Origin of the sequence: Bradyrhizobium sp. 149 (assembly GCF_023073915.1) — a bacterium.
Classification (GTDB): domain Bacteria; phylum Pseudomonadota; class Alphaproteobacteria; order Rhizobiales; family Xanthobacteraceae; genus Bradyrhizobium.
This window is the reverse complement of record NZ_JADPKK010000019.1, coordinates 647,602-664,540: the sequence shown is the minus strand read 5'-3', so window position 1 is coordinate 664,540 and position 16,939 is coordinate 647,602. Positions and strand designations below refer to the sequence as shown.

The following is a 16,939-nucleotide window of genomic DNA, read 5'->3' as shown; positions in this document are numbered from 1 at the left end:
CAAACAGTCCGAAAATCAGTATTTCTCCAACTGCCCGATTTGCTTTAATCAGGGTGCGCCGCCATGAAAGCCGGCGGTTTGTTCAAGAGGGATCTAGCGAGTGACAGTCTGCACGAGATGCATCATGGATACGACCGATCCGGACATCTCTTTCGATGCGGCGGGGGTCTGTAATCATTGCCACCGCTACGAGGAAGTCGCCCGTCAGCGGATCATCCCGCCGGCACAGCGCCAGGAGCGTCTCGCGCAACTGGTGGCCGAAGTGAAAAGGGCGGGCAAGGGAAAGCCTTACGACTGCGTCATCGGGGTCAGTGGCGGCGTCGACAGCACCTATGTGGCGTGGGTGGTAAAAGACCTGGGATTGCGCCCGCTGGCCGTCCATCTCGACAATGGCTGGAATTCCGAACTTGCCGTCGCCAATATCGAGAAGACGCTCAACAAGCTCGGCATCGATCTCTATACCCATGTCATCGACTGGGAAGAGTTTCAGAATTTGCAGATTTCATTTCTGAAGGCGTCGACGCCCGACGGCGAGGTGCCGACGGACCATGCGATTTTCGCGCTGCTATACAAGATCGCCGCGAAACACGGGCTCAAGCATGTCATCACCGGCACCAACGTGATATCGGAGGCGATCCTTCCGGAGAAATGGGGCTATGGATATTTCGACTGGTCGTATGTGAAGGATGTTCACCGCCGTTTTGGTTCGGCGAGGCTTTCGACCTATCCTCATTTTTCTCTGCTTGATCTATTCTACTACGTCTTTGTTCGCCGTATCCGCATGGTCTCGGTGCTCAATTTCATCGACTACAACAAGAACCAGGCGATGAACATTCTGCAGAACGAACTCGGCTGGGTCTATTACGGCGGCAAGCACTATGAATCGATCTATACGCGCTTTTATCAGGCCTATTTGCTGCCGCGTAAATTCGATATCGACAAGCGCAAGGCGCACTATTCCAATCTCGTCCTGTCCGGCCAGATGACGCGACCCGACGCGATCGAGGCCATGAAGGCGCCGGTCTATCCAGCCGATCTTCTGGAAGAGGACCGTCAATACGTCATCAAGAAGCTCAATCTGGATGCGCAGCAGTTCGAAGCGATCATGACCCTACCGCGGAAGACGTTTCTGGACTATAAAAACAACCGCGACGTGTTTGCGTTCGCTAAGCGACTGGTGAATTCGTCGCGGCGATTGATCGGGTAACGTGAAAGACTTCCAGAACCAGCTCGGGTTTGCGAAACGGTACGCCGATCGGGCCGCCTATCGCGGGCCGTGCGCGCGCGAGACGGCGGCAGCGAAAAACCTATCATGAGAGTCCTTTATATTCACATGACGGGCGCTTTTGCCGGCGGTTGCCGCAGCCTTTACGAGGTCGTCCGCGCCTTGCCCACGGGCGCCGTTGAACCGGTATTCGTCGCGCCGCGAGGCAGCATTCATGCCTTCCTGTCCAGGCTCGGGGACATGATTGAGACGGCCGGGATCAGCCAGTTCGACAACACACGGTACGGCTATTATCGCGGACTGCGCTGGCTGGTGCTGCTTCGTGAAATCGCTTTCGTGCCGTCGACGATTGCGGGGCTGTTGCGGGCCCGCCGTCAATGGAAGTCGGTCGATCTGATCCATATCAACGAGATCACCGGTTTGCTGCCGTGGCTGCTTGCCAGGCGGCTGTTCAAGGTGCCGGTCGTCGTGCATGTGCGTTCGGTCGTCAGGGATGACCGCGAATCCCGTCGAACCCGCTGGATCTCCCGGATGTTGCGTGATCGGGCCAGCGCGGTCATTGCCATCGATCAGAATGTGCGGGCGAGCCTGCCGCCGGATCTGCCGGTCGATGTCATTCACAATTCGCTGTCACTGGATGCTCCCGAGAAGTCGGCTGCCACGCTGGCCGACCAACTCAAGCTGAAACCGGACTCGTTCAAGATAGGATTCGTCGGCAATCTGTTGCGCGTGAAAGGCATTTTCGAACTGATTGAGGCCGCGCGCCTGACGCGGGACCGCGGCCTCAATGTCGAGTTCGTCATCGTCGGCGGCGATGCGAGTGGCTCCAACACGCTGAAGGCCCGTATTCTGAACCGGCTGGGAATCGGGCAGGACGTGGGCACCGAGGTAAAAGCCAAGATCGCGGAGTATGGATTGGCCGATCGCGTCCACATGGTCGGCTTTATGGCGAACATAGCGCGGGCCTATGCCTGCATGGACGTTCTATGTTTTCCGTCGCATTACGATGCGCCGGGCCGCCCGATCTTCGAGGCCGCCTTTCTCCGGGTTCCCAGCATTGCCGCGGTCAGGAAGCCGCTGGCGGACACGTTGGTCCACGGCGTGACCGGGTTGGCGGTTCCGCCGCATGATGCTCAAGCCCTGGCGGATGCCATCGCCACGGTCGCGGCCGACCGGGCACTGGCGGCGCGGATGGGTGAGGCGGCTTACCAGATGGCCGTCTCCAATTTCCAGGCCGTCAAGAACGCTGCCAAGCTCCTGGAGGTCTATAAGCGGGTGACCGGGGCACCTCACGCCTAAGCTGGGGTGGCAATGTCGGCAGGGCGGGGCGCCCAGCTTCTCGCCGCCTGCCGACCGAAAGGCGGCCTAAAGCCCTAGATCATTGGATAAAATCGGCTATTTTGCTCTGCAATAATCATTGGTTTTTCCGCCTCCGATAGCTTAAGAAGCGGCTCAATCCCGAAATCTGGTGGAGCTTGCGACCGGCGTGGTTGTTGGCTGCGGACAGACGGCCACGACGCTGGCGAGTTAGAGGTTTCCCGCATGGAAAAGATTCAGGCCCCCCAAGACATCGACAAGTCGCTCTTTGCGCCGGACGCGACCAATCTGACCACCCGGTTCGGCCTTCCAAAGAAAGTCGTGTTCTGCAAGCGTTGTGTCATTTCCAACCAGCGGCCGAATTCAGCGGTCGAGTACGCCCACACCAAGGAAACCCAGAAGAAGACCATCTTTTTCGACTCTGAAGGCATCTGCGACGCCTGCCGCTTTGCCGAGAAGAAGAATGCGACCATCGATTGGGATGAACGCGAGCGCCAGCTGCGCGATCTGCTCGACCAGCATCGCAGCCGCGACGGCAAGTATGATTGCATCCTGCCGGGATCGGGAGGCAAGGACAGCTTTTACGCCTCTCACATTCTGCGCACCAAATATGGCATGCACCCGCTGACGGTCACCTGGGCGCCACATATCTATACCGACTGGGGCTGGAAGAACTTCCAGAGCTGGATTCACGCCGGCCACGACAATATGCTGATGACGCCCAACGGCCGTGTGCACCGGCTGCTGACGCGGCTGGCGGTCGATCTCTTGTTCCATCCGTTCCAGGCCTTCATGTTCGGACAGAAGTCGCTGGCGCCCAAGATGGCGCTGCTGCACAAAATACCCCTAGTGATCTACGGCGAAAACGAAGCCGAGTACGGCAATCCGATCGGCGATACCGATACGGCCAAGCGCGACTGGTCCTATTTCACCTCCGACGACCAATCGAAAATCTATCTCGGTGGCGTTTCGATCTCCGACCTGAAGAACCAGTTCGGGGTGGAGCATCAGGACTTGCTGCCCTATCTGCCCGCCGATCCCAACGAGATCGAGCGGCAGAAGGTCGAAGTGCATTATCTCGGCTATTATCTGAAATGGCATCCGCAGAGCTGTTACTATTACGCCGTCGAGCACGGCGGTTTCCAGGCCTCGCCGGAGCGAACGCCGGGTACCTACAGCAAGTACAACAGCATCGACGATCGTATCGATGACTTCCACTATTACACCACCGGGGTGAAGTTCGGCATCGGCCGCGCGAGCTACGACGCGTCGCAGGAAATTCGATCCGGCGACATCAACCGCGAGGAGGGCGTCGCACTGGTCAAGCGTTTCGATCACGAATATCCGTCACGCTTTGCCGAGGAGATCTTCCGCTATCTGAGCATTCCCGAAAAGGAGTTCCCGGAGGCGAGCAAGATGTTCGAGAACCCGATCATGACCGAGCAGTATTTTGCCCGCCTTGCGGACAGTTTCCGTTCCCCCAATCTGTGGAAGTGGGTCGGCAACAACTGGCAATTGCGTCATGCGGTGTGGGAAGAATAGGTCCGGACCTGGCGGTAATCCGACGTGAGCAATCTCAGAATCATTCCTCGGCTGGACATCAAGGGGAAAAACCTCATCAAGGGCGTCCAGCTCGAGGGCTTGCGCGTCATGGGAGACCCGCAGGAGTTTGCGCTCGACTATTACCGCGCCGGCGCCGACGAACTAGTCTACATGGACATCGTCGCCAGCCTGTACGGGCGGAATAACCTGAGCGACATCATCCGGCGCGCCGCCGATCAGGTCTTTATTCCCATAACGGTCGGCGGCGGGATTCGCTCAGTCGATGATGCCAGGCACATCCTGAGGTCGGGAGCCGACAAGGTTGCCATCAACACGGCGGCCATTGCCCGTCCGGAGCTCATCGGTGAAGTGGCGCGCCATTTCGGCTCCCAGGCCATGGTTTTGTCGATTGAGGCCAAGCAGGTCGCCCCGGGCAAGTGGGAAGCCTACACCGACAATGGCCGGGAACGGACGGGGTTGGACGTCCTGCAATGGGTTCAGCGCGGTGTGGAAATGGGGGCCGGCGAGATTTTGTTAACCTCCGTGGACAGGGAAGGCACCCGAAAGGGGTTCGACATCGATTTGATCAGCCAGATCAGCAGGCTGGCGACGGTTCCCGTGATCGCCAGCGGCGGCATGGGCAGCATCGAGGACTTCCTAAAAGTGGCCGAATCGGCCCGGCCCGACGGGATTTCTATGGCCGATACCTTGCACTATAAGCGTGTGCGATTGGGTGATATCCGGGCTGCCGCGTTGAAGGCCGGATTGGCTGTCAGGCAGGTTTAATGGCCACGAAGATTACATTGCTCGACTACGGCATGTGCAACATGCTGAACGTTGCTCGCGCGCTGGAGCACGCAGGCGCCGACGTCCATGTTACCGAAGACCCCAAGGATGCCGTGGCCGCCGAGCGGCTGGTGGTTCCAGGGGTCGGCGCCTTCTCCGAATGCATGCGTGCGGTCAACCGTCTCGGCCACGGCGAAGCCATCCATCAATTCGTCAGGTCCGGGCGTCCGATGCTCGGCATCTGCGTCGGCATGCAGATCCTGTTCGAGGCCAGTGAGGAGTTCGGCGAGACGCCGGGGCTTGGTATTCTGCCCGGACGCGTTCGGATGATTTCCAACACCAATACCGATGGCGTCTCGCAGCGCGTACCGCATATCGGCTGGAATCATCTGATCGAGCCGCAGGCCGGCCGCAGCTGGGAAAAAACCCTGCTTGAGCCCTTCGGCACGGAAGGCCCTGCGGTCTATTTCGTGCATTCGTTCGCCGCTCAGCCCACGAACGACGATGACCGGCTCGCCGATTGCGACTACGGCGGTCACCGCATCAGCGCGATGGTCAAACGCGGCAATGTCACCGCGACCCAATTTCATCCCGAGCGTAGTGGCACTGTCGGGCTGCGAATGTTGAAAGAATTCCTCTCGCGATAGCGTGGTTCGAACGTGAAGACGCTGGCTATCATACCGGCTCGCGGTGGTTCGAAGCGCTTGCCCGGCAAGAACACGAAGCGCTTTCTCGGCGTGCCCCTGATTGCTTGGTCGATTCGCTTTGCCCGACGGCAGCAGCGGTTCGACGAGGTTATCGTCTCCACCGACGCCGAAGAGATTGCTGACGCGAGCCGGGCCGAAGGCGTCGATGTGCCATACCTGCGGCCGGCGGCCCTTGCCTCCGACACGGCAACCTCCGCGGCGGTCGTGCTCGACATCCTGGCCCGGGAGCGGCGAATCGGAAACACCTTCGATCTGGTCGCGTTGTTGCAACCAACCTCGCCGGTCCGCGAGCCGTCACGCTGGACCGAGGCGTTCGCCTATATCGATCGCGACGTCACCGATGCCGTGATCGGCGTCGCGCCGGCCCATCCCCATCCGAATTATGCGTTCCATTGGGAGCAGGGCGGCAAATTGCGATCCTTCGCCGATGGAAAGCAAATCACCCTGCGGTCGCAGGACCTTCCGCCTGTGGTTTATGTCGCCGGCAACATGTACCTGATCCGCTCGACTGTGCTAGAAGCGCACGGGGGATTTTTCCCCCCCCGCACGGTCGGGGTGCTCTGCGACCAGCCTTGCGAGGCGGTGGATATCGATACTGAGGCAGACTGGGTCGCCGCCGAGGCCCTGGCAAAGCATTACGGCAAATCGCCATGAAGACCTTCATCATCGCCGAGGCCGGCGTCAATCATAACGGCGATGAGGAAATGGCCGTCGAACTGGTCGAAGCCGCCGCCAAAAGCGGCGCCGACGCGGTCAAGTTCCAGACCTTCTCCGCCGACAAGCTGACGCGCAAGGGCGCCGAAAAGGCCGAGTATCAGAAACAAGCAACCGGCGACGGCGACCAGCATGGCATGCTCAAGGCGCTTGAGATGTCGGAAGGTCTGCACCGCCGCCTGTTCGCACGCTGCACCGAACTTGGTATCGAGTTCATGTCCACGGCCTTCGACGAGGAGGCGCTCGACTTTCTGGTCGCGCTCGGCATCAGGCGCATCAAAGTCCCGTCCGGCGAAATCACCAACGCGCCGCTGCTCCGGCACATGGCGTCCAAAGGTTTGCCGCTGATCGTTTCAACCGGGATGGCCGAGCTGGATGAAGTCGTCGCCGCCATCGGAATCATCAGCGCGGCGCGGGAGAGCCGTGGTTTCGCCGAGCCCCTCGGCGACATCGTGACTATTCTCCATTGCACCTCGAACTATCCGGCCGAAAGCGCAGATGTCAATCTTCGGGCCATGAACACCATGGCCCGAACCACCGGCCTGCCGGTGGGCTACTCCGATCATACGCTCGGCCTTGCGGTCTCGACCGGCGCGGTCGCGTTGGGTGCGAGCGTGATCGAAAAGCATTTTACCCTCGATTCCGGGTTGCCGGGGCCCGACCACAAGGCCTCCCTCGAACCCGATCAGCTTGCGGCGCTGGTGCGGCAAATCCGCGATGTCGAAGTGGCGCTGGGATCCGACATCAAGGCCCCGGCGGCATCCGAACTTCCAGTGCGCGACCTGGTTCGCCGCAGCGTCACCACCGTTCGTCCGCTTGCCGCCGGCGCTACAGTCGGCAGGGACGACGTCGCCCTGATGCGGCCGGGCACCGGCATTCCGCCGGTTGACCTCGACAAGGTGATCGGACGCAAATCTGCCCGGCACATTTCGGCCGGCGAAACCTTGCATTGGTCAGATATTGCATGACGGTGCGGAAGGTTTGTTACATCACCGGAACGCGGGCCGATTTCGGCCTGATGCAGTCGACCTTGGTACGTATCCAGCAGTCGGAAAACCTTGATCTCTCGCTCATCGTCACTGGAATGCACTTGCTGCCCGAATACGGACTGACGGTCGGTCAAATCGAGGCGGCAGGCCTGCCCATCGCGGCCCGCGTCGCCGTCGAAGACGGGTTGCCGACCGGCGCGCTGATGGCCAGAAATGTCGGACGGATGCTGATCGGGTTCGTCGAGGCGTTCGAGAAAATTGCTCCTGATATCGTTGTGGTGCTGGGCGATCGCGGCGAGATGCTGGCTGGCGCGGTGGCGGCCATTCATCTTGATGTTCCGGTCGTTCATATACATGGCGGCGAAAGATCCGGCACGGTTGATGAGCCGGTGCGCCATGCCATTTCCAAGCTTGCGCATTTTCACTTCGTCGCCACGGATGAGAGCAAGACCCGGCTGGTCCGCATGGGCGAGGTTGCCGAACGAATCTCGGTCGTCGGCGCGCCCGGGCTGGACGACCTCAAGAAAGCCGCGTTGACTTGCCGCGAAAATTTGTGCGCAGGCGTAGGGTTTGATCCGGCCCGGCCGGTCGCACTGCTGGTGTATCATCCGGTATTGCGGGAAGCCGGGATGTCGGCGGATCATGCCGCGCACATCATCGACGCTGTCCTGGCGAAGGGCTTTCAGATCATAGCCCTTAAACCGAATTCGGATGCCGGCAGCGCCGGCATCCGCAAGGTGCTGGAGGCGCACGCTTCGGCAGGCGATATCAGTCTTGCGACGCATTTGCCGCGGCCGGAATTCTTGTCATGGCTTGCGGCGTGCGATGTTATTGTCGGAAACTCGAGTAGCGGCATCATCGAGGCCGCTAGTTTCGGGACGCCGGTTGTGAACATCGGATCGCGGCAAAATCTTCGCCAGCGCAATGCCAACGTCATCGATTGCGGTGTCGATCGCGCCGGCCTTGATGAGGCGTTAACGCGCGCGTTGGCAGCGGTGCGTTTTGATCGCAATAATGTCTATGGGGACGGCCGGGCGGGAGAGCGGATCGCCTCGCTACTTGCCCAGATCGAAGTTTCCCGATCCTCAGTTGCAAAAACCAATGTCTACTGAACCTCTCTTTCTGATCGGCGCGGGCGGGCACGGATTGGTCGTGCTGGATGCAATCGAACGAGCCGAAGGGGCATCGGAGGGCATTTCCATTTTCGACCAGTCCGAGAACCGGATCGGCCAGAAGGCGCTCGACCTCATAGTCCATCGTTTCGACTCGGCCATGAACATGAAGGGCCGACGTTTTCACATCTGCATCGGTGACAATGCCACGCGTGCGCGTTTGTTTTGCTTGCTGGCCGGGGCGGGTGGCATCCCGGCGACGGTGATACACCCGATTGCAACGATCGCTCCTAGCGCGTTAGTTGGCTCCGGCAGCTTTATCGCGGCACACGGGATTGTTGCTCCCGACGCCCTCCTTGGCGAAGGGGTGATCATAAATCATGGAACCATCGTCGACCATGAATGCATCGTGGGAAGTTTCTGTCATATTGCGCCGGGGGCCACTCTTGCGGGGAACGCGCGGGTGGGCGACCGTGTCATGGTCGGTGCCGGTGCCAATATACTTCCCGGTCGCCGAATCGGCGATGATGCGATTATCGGTGCTGGTGCTGTGGTAACGACCGATGTACCACCAGGGGCGACCTATGTGGGCGTGCCCGCCCGCCAAATCCGCTGAGGACAGATAATGGATATCTCCGGAATCTGCATTACCCGCGACGCGACGATGCGTGCCGCGCTCGATATGCTCGACCGCAGCGGGCTCGGCGTTCTCCTGCTGGTCAGGGATGCGCAGGTATTCGAGCGTACCGTCACCGACGGTGACATTCGCAGGCTGTTGCTTGAGGGTGCATCGCTTGATCAGACCCTGGCGGCGGTTTCTGAGAAACGTTCCATCGTGCTGCCGGAAAACAGCACCCGGCGGGAGGCGCTTGAGTTGATGCAGAAGCACACCATCGATCATCTTCCGGTGGTCGATGCGAACGGCCGTGTAATTGATCTTGTCGAGCGCCGGGGGATCGACGAACAGATTTTGTTGTCGACCCCGCACATGGGAGAGAGCGAGCGCGATTTTGTGGAGGAGGCGTTTCGCACCAACTGGATAGCGCCGCTCGGGCCGAACGTCGACGCCTTCGAAACGGAGCTTGCGGAGATGGTCGGCGCGCAGCACGCGGTGGCGCTCACGTCAGGCACGGCGGCAATCCACCTCGCGCTCGTGCTGTTGGATGTCGGCCCGGGCGACACGGTCTTTTGTTCTTCATTGACGTTTGCCGCGAGCGTCAACCCGATCATGTACCAGGGCGCGGTGCCGGTGTTGATCGATTCAGAGCCCGAAAGTTGGAATATGTCGCCGGCCGCTCTTGGCCGCGCCCTCGAGGCTTCGCACAAAAAGGGATGCTTGCCGAAGGCCGTTATCGTGGTCAACCTCTACGGCCAGAGTGCGGACATGGGGCCGATTGCAGCACTTTGCGATCTCTACGGCGTACCGCTGGTGGAGGACGCAGCTGAGTCGCTTGGCGCCAAATACAAAGGCAAGTCGTCGGGAACTTTCGGCCGCATCGGGATCTACTCATTCAACGGCAATAAGATCATCACTACCTCAGGCGGCGGCATGCTTGTTACGGAAGACAAGTCGTTTGCCGAACGGGCCCGCTTCCTTGCAACGCAAGCGCGGGATCCCGCGCCGCACTATCAGCACAGCGTTGTCGGCTATAATTACCGCATGAGCAATATTCTGGCGGGCGTTGGTCGTGGCCAGCTCAAGGTTCTCGATCGCCGCGTTGAAGCTCGGCGGGCAATATATCGCCGCTACCTCGAGGCGTTTGCTAACGAACATTGGATCCAAATGATGCCGGAACCGGAGTGGAGCTTTTCCACGCATTGGATTTCGGCCGCTCGTCTTGTCCCGGACGCACGAATTACTGGTCCCACTTTAGTGCAGCACGTTTCCGACGAACTTATTGAGGCTCGTCCTGTTTGGAAGCCCATGCATCTTCAGCCCGTGTTCGCGCATGCACTTTATTTTCCTCATGGAAACGACTCTGTCTCAGATGAGCTTTTTGAGCGCGGCATCTGCTTGCCGTCAGGCTCGAACCTCTCCATGGAAAAGGTTGACCGGGTGGCTGAGACAGTGCTGAAGATTGGCCGGCGATTAGCGTAGTAGCGGCGTTCCCGCGACTGAGCCATTGCTCGTTGGAATGTAGATGACGTTTCCTTTGCATCTTACCTTGCGCAATTTCCTGATCGCGCTTCACGACCTGCTGGCGACCGCGGCGGCGCTGTTCGCCGCCTTTTATCTGCGCTTCGAGGGCGGCGAAGGTTTCTTCGACCGCCTGCCGCTGCTGATCCAGATCCTGCCCTATTTCCTCGCCTTCAGCGTGGTCGTGTTCTTCGTCTTCAACCTGACCGCGACGAAATGGCGCTTCATCTCGCTGCCCGACGCGCTGAACATCATCCGCGTCGCGACCGTGCTGACGGTTGCACTCCTGGTGCTCGACTACATCTTCGTCGCCCCCAACGTCCGCGGCGCCTTCTTCCTCGGCAAGGTGACCATCGTCCTCTACTGGTTCCTTGAGATCTCCTTCCTCAGTGCGCTGCGCATGGCCTACCGCTATTTCCGCTATACGCGGGTACGGCGTCACGCCCGCACCGGCGATGCCGCGCCGACGCTGCTGATCGGCCGCGCCGCGGACGCCGAGGTGCTGTTGCGCGGAATCGAGAGCGGGGCGATCAAGCGCATCTGGCCGGTCGGCGTGCTATCGCCGTCGAGTTCCGACCGCGGACACTCCATCCGCAACATCCCGGTCCTGGGCGGCGTCGATGACATCGAGGACGTCGTCGCCGACTTCGCCAAGCGCGGCAAGGCGATCGCGCGCGTCGTGATGACGCCAACCGCATTCGAGCCGGAGGCCCATCCCGAATCGATCCTGATGCGGGCGCGCAAGCTCGGCGTGATAGTCAACCGCATGCCTTCGCTCGAGAGCGGCGATACGCCGCGGCTCACGGCCGTCGCCGTCGAGGACCTGCTGCTGCGACCCAGCGAGACGATCGACTACGCGCGGCTCGAGGCCCTGATCGAGGGCAAGGCGGTGATCGTCACCGGCGGGGGCGGCTCGATCGGTTCCGAGATCTGCGAGCGTGTCGTCGCGTTCGGCGCCGCGCGGCTCCTGATCGTGGAAAATTCCGAGCCGGCGCTCTATGCGATCACGGAAGCGCTCGCGGCCCGCGGTGCGACTGCTTCGATCGAAGGAAGGATCGCCGACATCCGCGACCGTGAGCGCATCATCCGTCTGATGGCCGAGTTCAAGCCGGACATCGTATTCCATGCCGCCGCGCTCAAGCACGTGCCGATCCTCGAGCGCGACTGGAGCGAGGGGGTCAAGACCAACATCTTCGGCTCAATCAACGTTGCCGATGCCGCGCACAGCGCCGGCGCCGAAGCCATGGTGATGATCTCGACCGACAAAGCGATCGAGCCGGTGTCGATGCTCGGCCTCACGAAGCGCTTCGCCGAGATGTATTGCCAGGCGCTCGACCATGATCTTGCGGCGGCTCACGGCGGCGCCAGGCGATCGATGCGGCTGATCTCGGTCCGGTTCGGCAACGTGCTGGCGTCGAACGGATCGGTGGTGCCGAAGTTCAAGGCCCAGATCGATGCGGGCGGCCCCGTGACGGTCACGCATCCCGACATGGTCCGCTACTTCATGACCATCCGCGAGGCCTGCGATCTCGTCATCACGGCGGCAACGCATGCGCTCGGAACGCAGCGTTCGGACGTGTCGGTCTACGTGCTCAACATGGGCCAGCCGGTGAAGATCGTCGATCTCGCCGAGCGCATGATCCGTCTCTCGGGCCTGCAACCCGGCTACGACATCGAAATCGTGTTCACGGGCATGCGGCCCGGCGAACGCCTGCACGAAATCCTGTTCGCCTCCGAGGAGCCGACTCGCGAGATCGGCGTCCCCGGCATCATGGCCGCGCAGCCGAACGAGCCGCCGATGCAGACGCTGCGAAAATGGATTGCGGCTCTGGAGCAGGCGATCGCGCGCGACGATCGGGCCACCATCAGGACCATCCTGAAGGATGCGGTTCCGGAATTCGGGTCGACCGCGGCCTGATGGACCAGCTTTTCCGCGCTGTTTCTAAGAACGGCACTCAGAACACCCGCTGCATCGGAGCAATCTCACATGAGTACGGCAATTCATGCCCACGAGGCAAATGAAACTGTCGGGAGTCGGTATAGTACTGGATAAGCACACGGTTTACGATTCTGTCAGAATTGCGGCTTCGTAGACGCTATCAAAATTCTTGATTCCACATGTCGTTGATAATGTAGAGTGCAAATTGGTGATCCCTCCGGATCACGATTTCCCGAGGAGACTATCGTGATTAGGTTTGGCCTGCTGGGCTGTGGACGCATTGCAAAGCGGCATTCTGACCTGCTTGGCGGCAATCACATTGAGGGCGCCAAGCTGGTGGCTGTTTGTGACACCGCACGCGCGCGTGCTGATGCTATTGCTGCTAAATTCGGTGTTTCGGCTCATTACAGTCCGGACGAGCTGTTGTCTCGCGGCGATATAGACGCGGTTGCGGTATTAACCCCTAGTGGCCTGCATCCTCGACATGCCATCGCCTGCGCGCAAGCGGGAAAACATGTGGTGGTGGAGAAACCGATGGCGCTGCGGCTTCAGGATGCTGACGACATGATCCGTGCTTGCGATGAGGCGGGGGTGAAGCTTTTCATCGTCAAACAAAACAGGTTTAATGTCCCAATCATAAAGGCGCGTGAGGCGCTCGACGCCGGTCGGTTCGGAAAGCTTGTGCTAGGCACCGTTAGGGTGCGCTGGTGCCGGGACCAATCCTACTACGATCAGGATGCCTGGCGCGGCACCTGGGCATATGATGGAGGCGTGCTGACCAACCAGGCGAGCCACCACATCGACATGCTAGAGTGGTTCTTCGGCGATGTCGTCAGTGTTCATGCCCGCGGTATTACGGCACTTGTGAACACCGAGACGGAGGACACCGCGGTAGCGACCCTTAAGTTCCGATCCGGTGCCCTAGGCATAATCGAAGCCACAACTGCTGCGCGTCCCGTGGACCTTGAGGGCTCGCTTTCGATTATGGGTGAAAAAGGGGCCGTCGAAGTCGGCGGCTTTGCGATGAACCAGATTCGTCACTGGCGCTTTACTAACGAGCTGCCTGCGGACAAGGCAGTCATTGAAAAATTCTCGGTGAACCCACCGAATGTCTACGGTTTTGGCCATCAAGCCTACTATCAGCACGTGGTCGAGTGTCTTGCCAACCGCCACGCAGCCCTCGTCGATGGGCTTGAAGGTCGAAAAAGCCTGGAGCTCATCTCAGCACTTTATGAATCCATCGAGACTGGGGGGGAGGTCGCTCTGCGTTTCATGCCGCGGCGCAGTCGGCTTGGTGTCGGCTCGTGAAACGGTCCACACGTATATGATGCACGGGCTATAGCGATCGTGCGTGCAACTTACATGGGGAATGATTGCTTCGATTGACATGGCGTGATGTTCGTCACGCTACCTTTGCGAGTGTTGGACGGCCCGTGACGAGGTAGATTGTGGCGCCCGGCCAAATTAGGGACCGGGGTTGCCTTGGCTGGGACAGTTTCTGACCGCGTGGCAATCGGAGGAGGCTCGGTCGTCACAGGACATTGCGACCCGAGTACGTATTTTGGTAGCCAGTGCGGCGGTTTGACTACGACGCTCACCGACAGCATCTGCTTTGGACGAGGTGGATAGCCAAGGGGCAAATTCACGGAGTTCCCATTTCGCTCGGATGACACATGTCGAAGCCGGCATCATGAGCGGAGAATTTAAGGTATAGGGGCTATTCGGAGCGCAGGATGCAACAAGGCCGGCCTTGGGATGGCTTCTGGTTCGTACTTCCGGTACTGGTTCTTACTTCCGTTAAAGGGCATCGCATGCTTACTTGGTTTTGTCGGCTCCAATGGAAGATCGAACGTATGAAGGAGACACGCAGAAAACTCCGAAGGCGTCGACGCGAGATCGAGGGATGGAAGCGCATGCTGCTCGCCTGTCACGAGTGGGCCGATAAGATTGATCACGCGGAGTCGCGGCTGGCTCTTCTATCGATGGCAGAAAATTACAGGAACGCAATCGATGCGCATACACGCGAGCATCCAAGCGCCCGGCCGCCAGCATGAAGTACCGGCCCGGCGTCTCGGGGTAGTAAGGCTGGAGCGGTACGGTCAGCTCATTTGACGGCTTCCATCGAGGATCGATTTGCTTCCGCGAACGGTCGGGTCCTCGGTTTTGGTCGGAAGGAGCTTGGGGTAGACTTGTATGCGGCGGCGGCTGTCAATCTCCTTCAGCAGGAAGAGGCGTCTCAACTGCGCCCCGTTCATCAACGTTTCGAATAGCGGGAACATCTCGCGAGCCTGCACGTAAACTTCCACGCTAATGGTGTGCTGATCGAAGCCAAATGATGCGAGACGCGCCTCGATCTCGACTGCCGCAACAGGATCGAGCCGCCAATCGAGCGCGTTCTGAACGATGTAGCGTTCGGCGTCGTTTTTGAATTCGGGCACGATGCCGGGCACATCTATCCGACGAAGCGTCATCTCTATCGCTTTTTGGCGATATGATTCCAGCAGCTTGTGCCGCAGAATTCGATAGCGCTGCATCTCCCAGGACAGCTCCGCAACATCAATGGCGAGCAGCCATTCAATAGCGGATTGCGGGGCTATGTCGCGGAAGATGACGGCTTGAAGCGCGCGATGCTGCTCGAGGCTTTCGCCGGGTAGAAGTTGGGGAGCAGGACACAAGACCTGAAATTCGACCGGAATAGCTGATGTGGTTGCCGTCGTGGCGTTACCGAAGGGGCCATTCATTGACGCGTGACCTCCGGCCGGGCCTGCGATGAAGCATCGAAAGTGGCCACGTTCGTATTTGCCGGGTCGTGAACGGGGCTCGCTCCCCACAACTCGCTCGCGACAGGCAAAGGTGATATCTGCATATCCAACCATCATGCCTTTTCGTTGCCATGCCGATGGAGAGCCTGGTGGTGAGAGCGGCATAACGGAACGGTGAATTCGTCGCTGACCTTGCGCCCTAATGTTCGCGGCTGGGCGAACTTAAGGTGGTGGGCATCGGACGGAGCCTGCTTGCAGACCAGGCACGGCTGTGCCCGGACAAAAGCAAGATGGGCCTTGCTTCGCTTGCGCGGAGGCTCTTTTGGGAAGGCGAGGCCGCGGCTTCAGCACCGCCGGTCGGCTCAACACCGCCTTCGCCGGCTTCGCCTTGGGGCCCGGAGCCACTTGCGGCGCGGCGGCAGCGGGAGGTCCGGCGATAGCCTCAGGGGCATCGAGGTCGTCCTCACCCGCGATGCTGACCAGAGCGAACAGGGCGTAGCGGCGGGCATAGGTCAAGGACGCGCCCATGCGGTGCGGGGCCTCGACGTCCTTTGCGGCGCAGACCGGCAGGTCAGAGGAAATCCATTCTCCGGAGGCATGGGCCAACAGCGTGGTGAGGTGAATTTGACCTGAGACCTGCTCGATGCGCGTGGTCTGGACCGTTGCGATCTCCTGCTGGCTCAATGTCTTGCGGACAATGTCCAAGCCGGAGGCCAAGGAGGCGTAGCGGAAGGTCCTATCGCCCTCCCGCGGGAACGGGGACCGGATTACCGCCGTCAGGTTTTTTTCGGGGTTGGTCAGCACAGCCTGGGCCTTCGCCAAGGCCGCCGCGAGGGCGCCTATGCACTCACTGGACCGATGCATGAGCGACCTCCAGCGGCAGAGCTTCGAAGCTGATCGCGCCAGATTTGGAACGCTTCGCCTTCAAACCGTGGCCAGTGGCTTCCTTCGCATCTTCCGGGACCAGCTTCTTCAATTCGGCTTTGGCGAGCTCATGGTCATCGTGTGCATCTCGGGTGCGGAGGTAAGTCGCGGCGAGTCCAGCCCAGGAGTTGGATGATGCCATATCGACGATCTTGATGGCCTCGAGCCGAGGACGCGGCGTTTCAATTCCGAACAGTGCCGGTGGATCGCCGCTTTGCACGCAGCGCCAAAACTGCTTTTCGGCCGTCAAAAGGAGGTGCTGGTAGAGCGGGTCAGCATGTACCGTCATTTCAACCCACTTCCCTCCGCCCGTGACGATGGACAGCACCGCGCAACGTGCCGACACGACCCACATGTTGTGCTGCAGTTGAGCATGTGCTTCTCCGCTGCAGCTTCCTCTGAAAAATTCCAAGCCAGCATGAACTTGGCTTCGAATACTGCCCCGGTCCCCTGCACACGGCCGTCCAGGGTCGCTCCCATCCATTTGTGGACCGGATGCCTGACCCTTCTCTGCACGTCTTCCGACGCGGTTGCCGCTGGTTCGCTCGTACCAGGTCCGGTTGAGGTCCTCTGTGGCCGTTCCAAGTTGAACGATCAGCTCACCACTCAAATCAACAGGCTCGACCTCACCTCGCTTCTCTCTCCAGAGCCGAGAGAGTTTGTCTCCATCCTCTCCCATGATGATCCGCGCATCGGATCCTCCTATGAATGAGCGTCGGTCGATGGCAGTAATTGCGTCGTCTGTTTAAGAATCACGGCATGTTTTCCGTTGGGGTCGTCAACAT

At 60.0% G+C, this 16,939-nt stretch carries 13 protein-coding genes and 2 pseudogenes; 12 read left to right on the top strand and 3 right to left on the bottom strand.

Going from position 1 to position 16,939, the window contains the following annotated elements; all coding sequences use genetic code 11:
- Positions 1–100: 100 nt before the first annotated feature.
- The 12 genes from IVA88_RS14930 to IVA88_RS14870 all read left to right on the top strand — a co-directional run bounded on the left by IVA88_RS14930 (position 101) and on the right by IVA88_RS14870 (position 13,776).
- Entirely contained in the window at positions 101–1,207 is a 1,107-nt protein-coding gene (locus IVA88_RS14930; protein ID WP_346657596.1) for an N-acetyl sugar amidotransferase, read from the top strand.
- A 105-nt stretch (positions 1,208–1,312) separates the two neighbouring features.
- Positions 1,313–2,524 (top strand): glycosyltransferase family 4 protein, encoded by a 1,212-nt coding sequence (locus tag IVA88_RS14925; RefSeq protein ID WP_247497981.1) that lies wholly within the window; start codon positions 1,313–1,315, stop codon positions 2,522–2,524.
- A 243-nt stretch (positions 2,525–2,767) separates the two neighbouring features.
- Positions 2,768–4,084, top strand: coding sequence for an N-acetyl sugar amidotransferase (locus IVA88_RS14920; protein WP_247497980.1), 1,317 nt, complete (start codon positions 2,768–2,770; stop codon positions 4,082–4,084).
- Between the two features lie 24 nt (positions 4,085–4,108).
- Positions 4,109–4,870 (top strand): imidazole glycerol phosphate synthase cyclase subunit, encoded by a 762-nt coding sequence (locus IVA88_RS14915; protein ID WP_247497979.1) that lies wholly within the window; start codon positions 4,109–4,111, stop codon positions 4,868–4,870.
- Positions 4,870–5,517 carry an imidazole glycerol phosphate synthase subunit HisH gene (gene hisH / locus IVA88_RS14910; protein WP_247497978.1) on the top strand — a complete coding sequence of 216 codons (648 nt, stop codon included), beginning with the start codon at positions 4,870–4,872 and terminating at the stop codon, positions 5,515–5,517. The genes IVA88_RS14915 and hisH overlap by 1 nt, the downstream gene beginning before the upstream one ends.
- Before the next feature lie 12 nt (positions 5,518–5,529).
- A complete protein-coding gene (locus IVA88_RS14905) occupies positions 5,530–6,231 on the top strand; it encodes an acylneuraminate cytidylyltransferase family protein (protein ID WP_247497977.1) in 702 nt (233 codons plus the stop codon).
- A complete protein-coding gene (gene neuB, locus IVA88_RS14900) occupies positions 6,228–7,259 on the top strand; it encodes an N-acetylneuraminate synthase (RefSeq protein WP_247497976.1) in 1,032 nt (343 codons plus the stop codon). The genes IVA88_RS14905 and neuB overlap by 4 nt, the downstream gene beginning before the upstream one ends.
- Positions 7,256–8,392 carry a UDP-N-acetylglucosamine 2-epimerase gene (gene neuC / locus IVA88_RS14895; protein ID WP_247497975.1) on the top strand — a complete coding sequence of 379 codons (1,137 nt, stop codon included), beginning with the start codon at positions 7,256–7,258 and terminating at the stop codon, positions 8,390–8,392. Before neuB ends, neuC begins: the two co-directional genes overlap by 4 nt.
- The gene (locus IVA88_RS14890; RefSeq protein ID WP_247497974.1) at positions 8,382–9,008 is read left to right on the top strand and encodes an acetyltransferase; all 627 of its coding nucleotides are present in this window, start codon (positions 8,382–8,384) and stop codon (positions 9,006–9,008) included. The genes neuC and IVA88_RS14890 overlap by 11 nt, the downstream gene beginning before the upstream one ends.
- A 9-nt stretch (positions 9,009–9,017) precedes the next feature.
- Complete coding sequence (locus IVA88_RS14880) at positions 9,018–10,490, top strand: aminotransferase class I/II-fold pyridoxal phosphate-dependent enzyme (RefSeq protein WP_276577895.1); 1,473 nt, start codon at positions 9,018–9,020, stop codon at positions 10,488–10,490.
- A gap of 43 nt (positions 10,491–10,533) precedes the next feature.
- Complete coding sequence (locus IVA88_RS14875; RefSeq protein ID WP_247497973.1) at positions 10,534–12,447, top strand: SDR family NAD(P)-dependent oxidoreductase; 1,914 nt, start codon at positions 10,534–10,536, stop codon at positions 12,445–12,447.
- Positions 12,448–12,714: 267 nt separating this feature from the next.
- Entirely contained in the window at positions 12,715–13,776 is a 1,062-nt protein-coding gene (locus IVA88_RS14870; protein ID WP_247497972.1) for a Gfo/Idh/MocA family oxidoreductase, read from the top strand.
- A gap of 791 nt (positions 13,777–14,567) precedes the next feature.
- Here IVA88_RS14870 and IVA88_RS14865 read toward each other — a convergent pair.
- The 3 genes and pseudogenes from IVA88_RS14865 to IVA88_RS14855 all read right to left on the bottom strand — a co-directional run bounded on the left by IVA88_RS14865 (position 14,568) and on the right by IVA88_RS14855 (position 16,887).
- Entirely contained in the window at positions 14,568–15,209 is a 642-nt protein-coding gene (locus IVA88_RS14865) for a hypothetical protein (RefSeq protein ID WP_247497971.1), read from the bottom strand.
- Positions 15,206–16,094: pseudogene (locus tag IVA88_RS14860) on the bottom strand (ERF family protein). Before IVA88_RS14860 ends, IVA88_RS14865 begins: the two are co-directional and overlap by 4 nt.
- Positions 16,078–16,887 (bottom strand): annotated as a pseudogene (locus IVA88_RS14855) (YqaJ viral recombinase family protein). The pseudogenes IVA88_RS14860 and IVA88_RS14855 overlap by 17 nt, the downstream one beginning before the upstream one ends.
- Between the last annotated feature and the right edge of the window lie 52 nt (positions 16,888–16,939).